Raw genomic sequence first — 13,487 nt, 5'->3', positions numbered from 1 at the left:
ATGGACGGCGTGGACGACAAGGCGCGGCGCCAGGCGTCGATCGCGTGGTTCCACGATCTGGCAATCCACGACCGCAACGAGATCGCGCGTCGGTGTTCGCCGGACACCGAGGCCCTGCTGCGCGCGCACGTGGCGCTGTGTCTTAGCGGCCAGGACGTGCCACCCCGGCTGACGCCGGAGCAGTTCGCCGAGGTGGTGCTCGACCTGCGAGCCAATGAGCGCGACTGGGAGCGGGCATGGATGGCAGCTGCGGTGCAGGCGGACGATCGGATGCTTGCGGGGCAAGTGGAGGAAGCGGGCCATGTCCTGAGCGAGTTTGCAAAGGCATGTCCATGGGGTGCGCTTCGGCAGGAGGCCCAGGCCGAAGCGGAACGGATCGGCGGGAGGAGGGATTCATGATTCTTCTCCTCATCGCTTCGGCGTTGCCAATTTCGTGAATACTGGCAGTTCTTTCGCTGTCACTCCCCATCGCTATGCACGTACCCCTGCAACTACCCCGTTACGACATTGAAATGCGGCCCGATGGTTTGCGGGCCGTGATTCCAGCTCGGCGCCTCTGGCTCATGCTGTTGTTCTACATGGCATGGTCGGTGGGGTGGGCGCTTGGGGAAGCCGCTGCCATCAGGATGCTCAGCGGCTCACCCGGTGGTGTACAGCTGTTCATCGTGGCGTGGCTGATCGGGTGGACGCTTGGTGGCCTATCTGTGGCCAGTACGATTCTCTGGCAACTGGCGGGCAAGGAGATCGTGGACATCGGTCCGACGTCGCTTGTATATCGCATCGAGGCCGCCGGTATGGGCTGGACGCGTTCGTACCGGTTGGCCGATGTCAGGGATTTGCGCGTGGTCCCAAGGCAGGGCTCGGCGTTTTCCAACCCCCCGGCCTGGACAACGCCACTGTTTCCTTTGTTTTCCTCCAAGGACGGATGGCTGGCGTTTGACTATGGTGCCCGCACGATTCGCCTGGGAACTGGGCTAGATGAGGCAGAGGCAAAGTCGCTGGCGGCGCAATTGAAGGAAAAGCTGCCCAAGCGACTGGGAGACCAATGATGCTTTCCACTTTCCTCACCATCGCCGTCCTGCACTGGGTCGTGCTCGCCACCCCCGGTGTCAATTTCGTGCTGATCGCGCAGCTGGCCGCGGGCAGCGCGCGCAGTGTGTCGCTCGCCGCCGTCGCGGGCATCACGACCGTCACCTTTCTCTGGGCCTCGCTGGCGATCCTGGGCATGGGGGCGGTGTTCTCTGCCCACCCGGCCTTGCGCCAGGCGTTCCAGATCGCGGGTGGTATCTATCTCTGCTACGTGGCCTGGAAGCTCTGGCGCTCGCCGGCCGCGGTGGCGCAGGAGGTCACGGCGGTGACGACCAGCCGCGCCGCCGCGTTCCGCATGGGCTTCATCACGAATGTGTTCAACCCCAAGACCGCGCTGTTCTTCGGCAGTGTGTTCGCGACCGCGCTGCCGCCCTCGCCGGGTGTGGGCGTGCTGGCCGGCGCGGTGCTGCTGGTCTGGTGCAACGCGGTGGTCTGGCATGTGTTTCTCGCGCTGGCGTTTTCGCATGGCCGCATCCAGTCCGGCTACCAGCGATGGCGCGGGGCCTTCAACCGTGGGGCAGGCGCGCTGGTTGGCGCTTTCGGCCTGCGCCTGCTGGCCACGACGTTGCAGGAACTGCGCGCGAAGGCAATGCTGTCATGAACCCGAACGCCGACACCACCTCACTGCTGCTGGCAGTGTTCTTCGGAGCACTGGGCGCCGGCTACGCGCTGTACGGGCGCAAGCAGCGCGCGATATCGCCGCTGCTCAGCGGTGTCGCACTCATGGTGTTTCCGTACTTCGTCACCGGCACGCTGATGACGCTGCTGGTCGGCGCGGCGATCGCGGCGGTGCCGTATTTCTGGCGACCCTGAACGGAGCAGCGCATGTTCTCCCACATCTTCATCGGCGTGTCCGACTTTCCCCGCGCGCTGTCCTTCTACCGGGCGCTGATGCCGGTGCTGGGCGTGGCCGAGCGCTTCTGCGAGCCCGAGCGGCCCTGGGCCGGCTGGCAGTCTTCGCCGGGTCCGCGCCCGCTGTTCCTGATTGGCGTGCCCTTCGATGGCCAGGCGCACGCACCGGGCAACGGCCAGATGACCGCCTTCCTGGCCGACGACCATGCCACCGTCGACCGTGCCCACGCGACCGCCCTGGCCCACGGGGGTCGCTGCGAAGGTCCGCCGGGCCTGCGGCCCGAGTACCACGCGCACTACTACGGCGCCTACGTCCGGGACACCGAAGGCAACAAGCTGTGCGTGGCCTGTCACGCACCCGTCTCCCCCTGAGCATCTGGAACCCGCCACCATGGACTCTCTGTATTTCTACTTGCTGGGCCTTGTGGTGCTGGCGTTCCTGATCAACATCGTGCTTGTCACGCGCAGCCGTTTTCCTGGCGGCGAGGTCGGTGTGGCGCCCGTGGTTCAGGCCGCGCTGGCCGTGCCCTTGTTTCTGGTGTCTGCGGCGGTGCTGTTCCTGACCCGAGACCTCGGGTGGCACACGCGCCAATGGATCCTGCTGCTGCCGCTGGTGCTGCAGCTGGCGTACTTTCTCTACACCGGGGATTTGCGCACCTTCTTCAAACCAGATGCTGGCGGCTTCCTGACCCGCAGCTTCATCGGTTCGATCGCGGCTAGCACGGTCATCGCCTGTGCGCTGGCCTGGGCGATGGGGGCTTTGGCTGCCTGACGGCTGCCGCCCGGCCTTCGCTCACACCAACCGCACCGGCCCTTTGTGTTTTTGCGATGGGTGCCGGCGCGCATCGGCCAGCGCCCAGCCGAAGATGCCCAGGCCTGCCGCCGCCAGCAGGGCGCCGACCCAGCCGGTCGAGGTCCAGCCGAGCCCGGCGCTGATCGCCAGCCCGCCGAGCCAGGCACCCAGCGCGTTGGCGGTGTTGAAGGCCGAGTGGTTGAGCGCCGCGGCCATCACCTGCGCATCACCGGCCACGTCCATCAGCCGGATCTGCAGCGCCGGGCCGATGGCGACGGTGGTGCCGATGAGGAACACGTTGATCGCCCCCAGCACCACATGCTGCGCGGTGAAAACATAGGCCAACAGCACCACGATCGACCAGACCAGCATGCCGCCCACGGTCGGCATCAGCGCCTTGTCGGCCAGGCGAGAGCCCAGCACATTGCCCGAGACCATGCCCAGACCGAACATCGCCAGCACCACCGGTACGCCGGCCAGCGGCAGGCCAGCGACCTCGATCATGGTCGGCTTGACGTAGCTGAACACCGAGAACAGTCCGCCGAAACCGATCGCGCCGATGCCCAGCGTGAGCCAGACCTGCTTGTTGCGCAGCGCACCCAGTTCGCGCAGCGGGCTGGCGCCGGCGGGCGCGGCCATGACCGGCAGGTGGCGATGGATCAGACCGGCGGCCAGCAGGGCGATGGCGCCGACCAGCACGAACGCCGCCCGCCAGCCGAAGTGCTGGCCCAGCCAGGCCGCCAGCGGCACACCCAGCAGCGTCGCGATCGTCAGCCCGCTCATCACCAGTCCGATCGCGCGCGCCCGCTGGTCCGGGCGGGCCAGGGCCGCGGCCACCAGCGCGGTCACGCCAAAGTAGGTGCCGTGCGGCATGCCGGTCAGGAAGCGCAGCGCGTTGAGCGAGAGATAGCCGGGCGCCGCGGCGCTGGCGAAGTTGCCGAGCGCAAATGCCAGCATCAGCGCCACCAGCAGTGCACGGCGGCCCCACGTGGCGGCCGCGACGGCCAGCACCGGCGCGCCGATCACCACGCCCAGCGCGTAGGCGCTGATGACGTGGCCGGCCTGCGGAATGGTGACGTCAATGTCTTTGGCGACCTCGGGCAGCAGTCCCATGATGACGAACTCGCCCGTGCCGATGGCAAAGGCGCCCATGCCCATGGCCCACATGGCCGGGCCGGGGCGGGTGGTCGGAGCAGCGGGAAGGGCGGAATGGCGGGAGTCGGCGGCAGAAGCTTGCACGGAATGGGACTTTGAAAAATCAGCGGCGATGCTGACAGGTCCGCCACCCTCGGGTGCGAGGCCTTGGTAGAAACCCCCGGTTGTCCTCGTCCATGGCTTGCCCGAGCCGCGGGATTGAACGGGTTTTTCCCCGCAACTCCGGCGTTTTCGCCGCGCCCCGGTTCCTACACTGGGTCGCACCATGCCCGCCCTCGTCTCCATCCTGAAAGAACTGCGTTCGGCGCTGTGGCGTTCGAAGCCACAGCCCCAGTTGCCGCGCCTGCCCAGGCAAGTGGCCAGTCGCGCCATGGCGGGCATACCTGCGGTCGAGGTCAACAAGGATCCGCTGGACTTGGGTGCCCTTGTGGTGCGCCTGGTGGCGGAACGGCATGCCCGCGGCCAGCGGGTGCGCCTGCTGGTCGATGCGGGCGGACGCACCGGCGTGCCCACGCACCGCGTTCCTGGCCAGGTGCTGGCGATGCGCCAGGAGATCGACCAGCTGGTTGACCACGCGCTGCAGCAGGGTGGCGTGGTCGAGCTGGTGGTCCGGGAAGACCGGTCGGGCGTGCGCGTGAGCGTGAACGAGCGCCGACCCGACGGCTCGGGTCTGCGGGCCGAGCTGCAGTACCCGCGCGCCGCCTAGACCGAAGCCCTCAGGCTGCAACCATCAGGCTTCGCTCATGCGAAAGCGCGTGTCGCCTTCGCCGGCGCCCGGCGTCAGCACCCATTGCGTCGCGTGGAACGCGGCCACGCCCGGCCGGTGTGCGATCGAGACCAGGGCGCCGTTCTGCGACATCACCAGTGCCTGCAGGCGTTCGTAGACCGTGCGTTCCGCCGCTTCGTCCAGGGCGCTGGTGGCTTCGTCGACAAACAGCCAGCGCGGCTGCTTGAGCAGGGCGCGGGCAATCGCCAGCCGCTGCTGCTCGCCACCCGAGAGCTTCTGGCCCCAGCTGTCGTCGTCGTCCAGCCGTGTCGACAGGTGCGGCAGCAGTGCGTCGGCCAGCGCCTGCTTCAGTTGTTGATCGCCGTAGTGGTTCACCGGTTCGGGGTAGGCCAGCGCCTGGCGCAGGCTGCCGACCGGGAAGTACGGCCGCTGCGGCAGGAACATCACGCGCTGGTCGAAATCGGCCGGGCGCTGCAGCTTGCCCTTGGCCCAGGGCCAGATGCCGGCCAGCGCGCGGAACAGCGTGGACTTGCCGCTGCCCGACGGGCCTTTGATCAGCACGCTCTCCCCCGCCTGCAGCCGCAGGCCGTGCGCCGAGAACAGGGCCACACCACCCGGCAGGGCGAGGTCGATCTGGTCGATCTGCAGCGTGTCGGGCACGGTCGCTTCGGTGGTTTCCAGGGGCGCCTTCTGCAGCGCCTGAAAGCTTTCCTCGAAGCTGGTCAGTCGGTCGGTCGTGGCGCGCCAGGCGGCCAGGCTGTCGTAGTTGTCGACGAACCACGACAGCGAGTCCTGCACCCGGCCGAAAGCCGACGAGATCTGCATCAGCTGACCGAGCTGGATGGCGCCGCTGAAAAAGCGCGGCGCCGCAACGATGAAGGGGAACACCACGGCGGCCTGGCCGAAGCCGTTGGTGAACCAGATCAGGCGCTTCTGCGCCTTGATGAGTTGCCAGTAGTTGCCCAGCACCGCGCTGAAGCGATCACCCAGGAACTGCCGCTCGACCGGCTCGCCGCGGTCCAGCGCGATCGACTCGCTGTATTCGCGCATGCGCACCAGGTGGTTGCGGAAGTCGGCTTCGACGCGTTGCTGCTGGAAGTTCAACCGGATCAGGGGCCGGCCGATGTAGTGCGCAATCACGCTGCCGACCGTGCAGTACAGCACCGCCATCCAGACCATGAACCCGGGAATCGTGTAGGCGCTGCCCTGGAAGTCGAACGAGAAGCTGCCCGAAAGTGTCCAGAGGATGCCGACAAAGCTGACCAGGGTGACGATGGCGTTGAGCAGTCCCATCGACAGGCCGAGCGTGGCGCTGGTGAACCTGTTGATGTCTTCGGCAATCCGCTGGTCGGGGTTGTCCGGTGGTGCGTCGGTGTCCTGGGCAAAGCGGTTGAGTTCGAGCTGGTAGAAGGCCTTGTCGGCGAGCCAGCGGTCGAGGTAGTGCGCCGTCATCCAGGCGCGCCAGCGCATCTCCAGCACCTGGCGCAGGTAGAAGCGGTAGACCGCGATGATGATGAAGCCGAAGGCGAGGTAGGTGAAGCGCCCGAGTTCGCGCCAGAACGCTGGCTGGTCCTTGTTCTGCAGCGCGTCGTAAAACAGACGGTTCCACTCGTTGATCTGTACCAGCATGTAGACCGCGCCCAGGTTGAGCGCGACGATGGCGGCGAGCAGGCCGCGTGCCTTCCACTTCTGGTCGGAGTTGAAGTAGGGAAGGGCGAGGGCCAGGGCTTTGCGCAGGAAAGCGCGGAAGTTCTGGAACTTGGTGGGTGAAGTCATGCGGGGTTCTCCGGCGAAAACACAGCCAGGGCCGAAACTCTGGGCGTGGCCGATGCTATACCGGCGGCTGCAGCGGCAGGCGCAGCACCACACACGTGCCGGGGGCGTCGTTGAGGTGTTCGAGCGCCGCGCCGATCAGGGCGGCGCGCTCCCGCATGCTGCGCAGGCCGTTGCCGGCACCGGCCCCAGCGCCCACACCGTCGTCTCGGATCTCCAGCACCACATGCGTGGGGTCGGCAGTGGCCGAGATGGTCAGGCGGCTGCCCTGGGCGTGCTGGATGGCGTTGGAGATGGCTTCCAGAACGATGAACTGCACATGGCGCAGCTGCTGGCTCTGGAAGTGCGCGATCAACGGCAGCTCGTCGGCGCGCCAGACCAGCCGCAGGCCGGCCGCCTGGATGCGCCGCTCAAGCCGGTAGCGCAGGCTGGAGAGCAGGGCGTTGATGTCGCCGGGCGGCAGGTGCATCGCGTCGATGTTCAGCCGTAACTGGTCCAGCGACTCGCGCAGCGTCTGCAGGAGTTCCTGACGCGTGGCCTGCCCGCTCTCGACCTGGTGGATGGCGGCGATCAGGTGCGCGCCGGCGCCGTCGTGCATGTCGCGCAGGATGCGGGTGCGCTCCTCGGCGGCGGCGCGATCCCGTTCGAGGGCGGTCACCTGGACATGCTGCTCCGTCAGTTCGGCCTCGCGCTGCGCCAGCTTCTGGCCGATGCTGCTGTTCAGGCGAAGCAGCTCATCGCGCGCCTGCTGGAAGCGCAGGCTCACGATGACCAGCACCGACAGCGCCAGTGTCACGGCCGCGTACTTCGCCCATGCCGATTCTTCGTAGTGCAGGGCACTGGCCCGGCCGGCGTAGATGTCGCGCCCGATGGCCATCAGGCTCAATGCCAGCGCGATCACCACGAGCGCCCTGGACAGGTCGGGCTTGCGCCAGACCTCGCGCGCCAGGCGAACGTTCAACACCGCCCAGAACAGCAAGGTTCCCAGCATCCACACCACCAGGAACATCGGTGTCTGCTGGCCCGAGCCCAGGCCATAGGCCAGGGGGCCGAGGTGCTGCGCCATTTCATCGCGGCCACGGAGCGTGTGCAGGGCCCAGCTCACACCATAGGCCAGCGGTCCGCCCAGCAGGCTCACGTAGATGGTGTTGCGCTCCCAGCGCGGTCGGGGACTGAACTGCAATGCAGCGATGAACTGGTAGAGCGCGCCAGACCAGATCCAGATCAGGCCGAGCACGAACAGCCCCCAGGCGGGCCAGCCCAGTGGTGAAGCCTCCCACCAGGAGTCCGCGACCCGCAGCGCCCACGCCAGTTCCCCCAGGGCGGCCCAGGCATACAGCGGATCGTGCTGCTGCAGCCAGAGCAGGATGCACAGCGTGGCCACGACCAGGCTCAGCACCGAAGCGGCCTGAGGCAGACTGGACCGCAGCCAGTCCTCACGGTCCCGCATCGGCAGCAGGGAGGCGGTGGGGCCAACCCACAGGCGCGACAGACCCGCACGCCGCCCGGTGTCCATGCGCAGGCGGATGCGCAGTTCGTTCTGCGGTTGCAGCAGCACCGTCGGCAGGGTCAGCCAGACCGGCCGCTTGGCGGCCCAGGCGTCGCCGGGCTGGTCCAGCCGGCCGGCACTGGCCAGCGCCTGGCCGTTGAGTTCGATGGCCCAGGCATTGCCCAGCCGCGGGATCAGCAGCGACCATGGTTCCGCCGGGCTGGCATTGGTGGCCGGGAAATCGAAGCGCAGCCGCAACTCGGTGGTGGCTTGCTGGCCCGGTGCCGTGATGTCCCAGTGCAGGGGCAGGGCTTGTTCGATGGCGTTCGAATCAGGAGGTGTGAAGCGTTGCGCGTGGTCCAGCAGCTGCGCTCCGGGCCCGGGCGCCGCCTGCCCCGGTGTGAGCAGCCACAGCAGCGACAGCAGCAGGCCCAGCACCACCAGCGGCGCCAGCCACCGCGGGCGGACGGTTGGGACCGGTGCCGTCACGATCCGGGCGGCCCCACCAGACCCATCAGACCAGCCTGGTACACGGCCTGGCCGCGCGAGTTCACGGCCAGCTTCCCGTAGAGGTTCTTGATGTGCATCTGCACCGTGTGTTTGGAGATGCCTTCCATCTCGCCGATCTCGGCATAGGTGTAGCCGCGCGCGATCAGCCGCAACACATCGGTCTCGCGAGCGGTCAGCCTCACGGCCTCAACCGCTGCCGCAGCCGGGACCGATGGCGCAGGCTCTGCGCTGTCGGACTGCCGCAGGCGCTGGAGCAGCTTGCGCGCCAGCATGGGAGATATCGGAGAGGCGCCGCGCTTGACGTCCACGATGATCTGGCCCATGTCGTCGGGCTGCGTGTCCTTGTGGATGTAGCCGACCGCGCCGGCTTCCACGCAGGCCAGCACCGTGTCTTCGTCGCCCAGCACCGAAATGACCAGCGTTTCGCAGTTGGGCTGCATCTTGCGCAGGCGGTAGATCAGCTCCAGCCCGTGCCCATCGGGCAACGCCAGATCGGTGAGCAGCAGATCGACCGGGTTCTCTTCCAGCCAGGCCTGCGCCTCCCGCAGCCGGTTGAAGGAGCCACACAGCTCCAGCGCCGGGTGCTGGCGGATGCTCTGCTCAAAGAACCCCCGCAGGCGCTCGTCGTCCTCCAGCAGCACGATGCGCCAGTGATCGTCGGTGGGGCGGGCGGTGGTGGTGTCGTTCACGGGGCGGAGTTCTCGGGTCGATTCATCTTAGCGCCCCCTTTGCGGAGGGCGACACCCATGTTCTGGGGTATCGCGGTGCCGGGGCGGTCCATAGCATGAAAGCGTTCCTGCCCACCCCACACCGTCCGGAGAAGTTCATGAAAAAGTCCCTGCTGGCCACCGTCGTTGCCACTGTCTGCAGTGCCGTCGGCATGCCTGCCCATGCCGAGCCAGGCGTGATGCTCGGCATCAGTCACAACTTCGGCGGCGACACCGGTTTCACCGTCAAGCTGCTGTCGACAGACCGCCGCGACAAGCTGGCTGCCGCGGTGGGCGTGAGTTACTTTCCCTGGGCCGCGACGCAGTCCTGGGGCTTCGACACCAGCGTGGGCTACACCTTCCGGCATGGCGCGTTGACCGTTGGCTACGACTGGCTCAATGGGCAGTTCCAGCTGGGCCTGGGCGCCGCCAACACGAAGTCCAAGGCCTCGCCCGTTCCCGCGCCGGCGCCAGCGCCTGTCGTGGCGCAAACGCCAGCCCCGGCTCCCGAGCCGGCACCTGCACCAGCGCCGGCTGCCACACCCGCACCGGCGCCAGTGGCTTCACCGGCGCCAGCTCCAGTACCCGCTCCTGCGCCTACTCCTGCTCCTGCCCCAGCGCCGACTCCTGCGCCCGCACCGGCGCCCGCACCGGCCCCAGCACCTCCGACCGATACCTGCTTGAAGGTCTTTTCAGGCCACAAGGCCACCGTCGACCCCTGCGCTCCCGTGTGACGGCTGACCAACAGGAGCAACCGATGTCGAAGCCCCGTCCTTTGTTCAGTCCGTTCCTCACCCGCTCGCTGGTGACGGTTGTTTTGTCTGCTGTGCTGACCGCCTGCGGCGGCAGCGGCTCGCCGGAAACGGCGGAGGGCAGGGCATCTTCCGCAGTTGCCGGCGGCGCTGTTCTGAACAGCGCTGAACTGGCCGCTGCCGAGAAGGCGGCGGTGGCCGCCGATGCATCGCCTTCGCCGACTCCGCTGGACGAACTTCCCGCCGGCCAGATCGCGGCCAAGAGCGCCTACGTCTCCGGTGCCGTCGCCCGCAAGGCGCTGGCCACGCGCATCCCCGTCTACCGCTTCTACAACGGCAGCACCGGCGCGCACTTCTTCACCACCAACACCACCGAGCGCGACAACATCGTTGCCACACTTTCGCCGCCCTTCAGTCTGGAGGGTGCGGCCTTCTCGGTGGCCAGCGCGTTCTCGCCCGGCCTCTCTCCCGTGCACCGCTTCTACAACACGCAAACCGGCGTGCACTTCTACACCATCAGCGAGAGCGAGCGCGCCAACGTGGTGGCGACGCTGCCGCACTTCACCTACGAAGGCGTGGCCTACCATGCCAGCCAGGTGGCCGGTCAGGGGCTGATCCCGTTCTACCGCTTCTTCGTGCCCAGCAAGGGCTTCCACTTCTACACGGCCAGCGAAGCCGAGAAGGACAGCATCATCGCCAACCTCGCGGCGACCTACAGCTTCGAGGGCATCGGCTACTACGTGCTGGACACCAACTGGCAGGCCGAGAAGTTGCCGCACAGCGGCGTGACCGCCAGCAAGTGCTATCAGGCGGGCAGCGACGTGCTGGTGGCCTGCAGCACGCCGGAAGCCAGCAACCTGAATCCGCTGCAGGACGGTCACCGGGCAGCGATCAACAGGATGTTCTACAGCTCCGTAGCGGGGCAGGCGTTGACCAGTTGCGTGCGCTCCGATGTCACCGGGCTGATCTGGGAAGGCAAGACCGACGACGGCGGTCTGCGCGACAAGGACAACACCTACACCAACCTGGGCGGCGGTGCCGCCACCGACACCAGCGGCTATGTGGCGGCGGTGAATGCCTTGAACCTGTGTGGCTTCAGCGACTGGCGCCTGCCCACTCGGCAAGAGCTGCTGGGTCTGGTGGACTACGGCAAGGCCGGCGTCGCGCCCATCAACACCACCTACTTCGGTAACACCGCGCTGGTCGACTACTGGAGTTCCGATGTACGGAGTACCGACAACACCCGGGCTTGGCGAGTGGGTTGGGCGGTCGGTGGCGGGGCGTCATCTGCCCTTCCTCGCGCCGGAACCTACGCCGTGCGTCTGGTGCGCGGCGACACCCCCAGCGGCACCCGCTTCACCTTCAGCACCATCGTCTACGGCAGCGACGCGGCCAACAACGTGGTCAACGACGCATGGACGGGGCTGCAATGGCGCCGCTGTGAAGAGGGGCGTGTCTGGAGCGGCAGCGCCTGCACGGGGACTGAAAGCGCGTTCAACCACGAACAGGCATTGGCGCACGCCCGAGGCGAGAGCGGCTGGCGCCTGCCCAACATCAAGGAACTGGTCAGCCTGGTCGACCTTAGCGTGAGGAGCGGTTCGAGCATCGACCCGGCAGCATTTCACTCAGCCAGCGTGAGCTTTGTCTGGACGTCTTCCCCTTATGTGAGCGACCCCAGCCGGGCCCTTAACGTCAGCTTCGACGCTGGCGCCTCCTTCAACGAAGGTGGCAGCGTTTACATCGACGCCCGCACCTTCACCGACGCGGTTCGTTTGGTGCGTGCCAGTCAGTGATGGGTGGCGGCGCAGCCGCCCTTGGCGTTCACATCAAAAGAAACTCCCATGAAGACACCGACCTCGACCTGTTCGCTCCGCACCAACTGGTTTGCTGTCGTGGTGCTGAGCTGCTTGCTGGCCGCCTGCGGCGGCAGTCAATCCGGCAGCGCTGACGACAGAAGCGCCGCAGCCTCGGCAGACACCACCCCCAGTCTGTCCACCACTGCCGATACGCAGGCGCTCGCCCGTGGCGCCGCTCTCAGCAGCACCGAGCTGGCCGCCGCCGAGAAGGCGGCCGTGGCCGCCGATGCCTCCGGCTCAGCGACTGCACTCGATGAACTCAAACCCGGCCAGATCGCGGCCAAGAGCGCCTACGACTCCGGTGCCGTCTCCCGAAAGGCGCTGGCCACTCGCATCCCCGTTTACCGCTTCTACAACAACAGCACCGGCGCGCACTTCTTCACCACCAACACCACCGAACGCGACAACATCGTCGCCACGCTCTCGCCGCCGTTCAGTCTGGAAGGCGCGGCCTTCTCGGTGGCCAGTGCGTTCTCGCCCGGCCTCTCGCCCGTGCACCGCTTCTACAACACGCAGACCGGCGTGCACTTCTACACCATCAGCGAGAGCGAGCGCGCCAACGTGGTGGCGACGCTGCCGCACTTCACCTACGAAGGCGTGGCCTACCATGCCAGCCAGGTTGCCGGTCAGGGGTTGATCCCGTTCTACCGCTTCTTCGTGCCCAGCAAGGGCTTCCACTTCTATACGGCCAACGAAGCCGAGAAGAACAGCATCATCGCCAACCTCGCGGCGACCTACAGCTTCGAGGGCATCGGCTACTACGTGCTGGACACCAACTGGCGGGCTGAAAAGCTGCCGAACACCGGCGTGGGCAGCGTCCAGTGTCTGCAGGCGGGCAGCAACACCCTGGTCGCCTGCACCGACAGCGTGACCACCAGCCTGAACGCCCAGCAGGACGGGCACCGCATCAACTTGAATCCCATGCGCTTCCTGTTGCTGACCGGATTCACCAGCGACCAGTGCATGGCGGACGAAATCACCGGCCTGGTCTGGGAAGGCAAGACCGGCTCCGGCACCCGCGCCGGCGCCAACACCTATACCCGCCTGGGCAACAACGCCGCCACCGATGCCAGCAGTTATGTGGCGGCGGTCAACGCACTGGCCGTTTGTGGCTTCTCCGACTGGCGACTACCCACGGCCCTTGAGCTGCAGACGATGGTGCGGTATGGCGACACCACCCCGCCCATGGCGCTGCCCAAGGGGCCGGCAGGCACGCAGTCCGGCAAGTACTGGTCGTCCGACACCTCGTCGGGGTCGAACGGTTTCACCACGTCCTTTGCCGACGGCATGGTGTTCACCGACAGCACCAGCAACGCCAACTACGTGCGGCTGGTGCGCGGCAGCATGCTCAATGGTCCGCGCTTCAGCTTCAGCAGCGTGAGTTATGCGGGCGACGCCGCCAACAACCTGGTCAACGATGCACTCACCGGTCTGCAATGGCGCCGTTGCCTGGAGGGCATGGTCTGGAACGGCAGCACCTGCACGGGCACCGCCGGCAGCTTCTCGCAGGAGCAGGCCCTGGTGCATGCCCGTGACCAGAGCGGTTGGCGTCTGCCCAACGTCAAAGAACTGGGCAGCCTCGTCGATCGCACGCGCACTTCGTCACCGCGCATCGACACCACCGCATTCCCTGCGCTGGGGCAGACGGCGGCATGGTCTTCGACGCCACTGGTCGCGAACACGGCTGGCGCCTGGGCAGTGGGCTTCACCACCGGTGCCGTGGGCTACACCGGTCGCACCGACCCCACCGGAGTACGTCTGGTCCGGATCAACCCCTGATCGGT

General features: G+C 67.2%; 14 protein-coding genes. 10 read left to right on the top strand and 4 right to left on the bottom strand.

Annotation, left to right across the window (positions count from 1 at the left end):
- The 6 genes from ACLIJ1_RS12745 to ACLIJ1_RS12720 all read left to right on the top strand — a co-directional run bounded on the left by ACLIJ1_RS12745 (position 1) and on the right by ACLIJ1_RS12720 (position 2,713).
- A complete protein-coding gene (locus ACLIJ1_RS12745) occupies positions 1–399 on the top strand; it encodes a hypothetical protein (protein WP_411365907.1) in 399 nt (132 codons plus the stop codon).
- Between the two features lie 164 nt (positions 400–563).
- Positions 564–1,049 (top strand): hypothetical protein, encoded by a 486-nt coding sequence (locus ACLIJ1_RS12740; protein ID WP_411365906.1) that lies wholly within the window; start codon positions 564–566, stop codon positions 1,047–1,049.
- Positions 1,049–1,690 (top strand): LysE family translocator, encoded by a 642-nt coding sequence (locus tag ACLIJ1_RS12735; RefSeq protein WP_411365905.1) that lies wholly within the window; start codon positions 1,049–1,051, stop codon positions 1,688–1,690. The genes ACLIJ1_RS12740 and ACLIJ1_RS12735 overlap by 1 nt, the downstream gene beginning before the upstream one ends.
- Complete coding sequence (locus tag ACLIJ1_RS12730) at positions 1,687–1,902, top strand: hypothetical protein (protein ID WP_411365904.1); 216 nt, start codon at positions 1,687–1,689, stop codon at positions 1,900–1,902. The genes ACLIJ1_RS12735 and ACLIJ1_RS12730 overlap by 4 nt, the downstream gene beginning before the upstream one ends.
- 12 nt (positions 1,903–1,914) lie before the next feature.
- Positions 1,915–2,313 carry a VOC family protein gene (locus tag ACLIJ1_RS12725; RefSeq protein WP_411365903.1) on the top strand — a complete coding sequence of 133 codons (399 nt, stop codon included), beginning with the start codon at positions 1,915–1,917 and terminating at the stop codon, positions 2,311–2,313.
- A 19-nt stretch (positions 2,314–2,332) separates the two neighbouring features.
- The gene (locus ACLIJ1_RS12720) at positions 2,333–2,713 is read left to right on the top strand and encodes a hypothetical protein (RefSeq protein ID WP_411365902.1); all 381 of its coding nucleotides are present in this window, start codon (positions 2,333–2,335) and stop codon (positions 2,711–2,713) included.
- A 21-nt stretch (positions 2,714–2,734) separates the two neighbouring features.
- Here ACLIJ1_RS12720 and ACLIJ1_RS12715 read toward each other — a convergent pair whose 3' ends face one another.
- Positions 2,735–3,973, bottom strand: coding sequence for an MFS transporter (locus tag ACLIJ1_RS12715; RefSeq protein WP_411365901.1), 1,239 nt, complete (start codon positions 3,971–3,973; stop codon positions 2,735–2,737).
- Between the two features lie 181 nt (positions 3,974–4,154).
- On the opposite strand from ACLIJ1_RS12715, the gene ACLIJ1_RS12710 reads away from it, so the two are divergent.
- Positions 4,155–4,595 carry a hypothetical protein gene (locus tag ACLIJ1_RS12710; RefSeq protein ID WP_411365900.1) on the top strand — a complete coding sequence of 147 codons (441 nt, stop codon included), beginning with the start codon at positions 4,155–4,157 and terminating at the stop codon, positions 4,593–4,595.
- A gap of 24 nt (positions 4,596–4,619) precedes the next feature.
- Here ACLIJ1_RS12710 and ACLIJ1_RS12705 read toward each other — a convergent pair whose 3' ends face one another.
- From ACLIJ1_RS12705 to ACLIJ1_RS12695, 3 genes are read right to left on the bottom strand one after another with little or no spacing between them, the layout of a single operon-like run.
- Entirely contained in the window at positions 4,620–6,392 is a 1,773-nt protein-coding gene (locus tag ACLIJ1_RS12705) for an ABC transporter ATP-binding protein/permease (RefSeq protein WP_411365899.1), read from the bottom strand.
- 55 nt (positions 6,393–6,447) lie between these two features.
- Entirely contained in the window at positions 6,448–8,367 is a 1,920-nt protein-coding gene (locus tag ACLIJ1_RS12700) for a sensor histidine kinase (protein WP_411365898.1), read from the bottom strand.
- Positions 8,364–9,077, bottom strand: coding sequence for a response regulator (locus ACLIJ1_RS12695; RefSeq protein WP_411365897.1), 714 nt, complete (start codon positions 9,075–9,077; stop codon positions 8,364–8,366). Before ACLIJ1_RS12695 ends, ACLIJ1_RS12700 begins: the two co-directional genes overlap by 4 nt.
- 137 nt (positions 9,078–9,214) lie before the next feature.
- Here ACLIJ1_RS12695 and ACLIJ1_RS12690 point away from each other — a divergent pair, with 137 nt between their 5' ends.
- The 3 genes from ACLIJ1_RS12690 to ACLIJ1_RS12680 are packed head-to-tail and all read left to right on the top strand — an operon-like array spanning position 9,215 to position 13,482.
- Positions 9,215–9,829, top strand: coding sequence for a hypothetical protein (locus tag ACLIJ1_RS12690; protein ID WP_411365896.1), 615 nt, complete (start codon positions 9,215–9,217; stop codon positions 9,827–9,829).
- A 23-nt stretch (positions 9,830–9,852) separates the two neighbouring features.
- Positions 9,853–11,640 (top strand): DUF1566 domain-containing protein, encoded by a 1,788-nt coding sequence (locus tag ACLIJ1_RS12685; protein WP_411365895.1) that lies wholly within the window; start codon positions 9,853–9,855, stop codon positions 11,638–11,640.
- Positions 11,641–11,688: 48 nt separating this feature from the next.
- On the top strand, positions 11,689–13,482 hold the full coding sequence (locus ACLIJ1_RS12680) for a DUF1566 domain-containing protein (protein ID WP_411365894.1): 1,794 nt from the start codon (positions 11,689–11,691) through the stop codon (positions 13,480–13,482).
- Positions 13,483–13,487: the final 5 nt, after the last annotated feature.

It is taken from the genome of Hydrogenophaga sp. RWCD_12, assembly GCF_046604225.1.
Classification (GTDB): domain Bacteria; phylum Pseudomonadota; class Gammaproteobacteria; order Burkholderiales; family Burkholderiaceae_C; genus Hydrogenophaga.
This window is presented reverse-complemented; position numbering and strand designations above follow the sequence as displayed.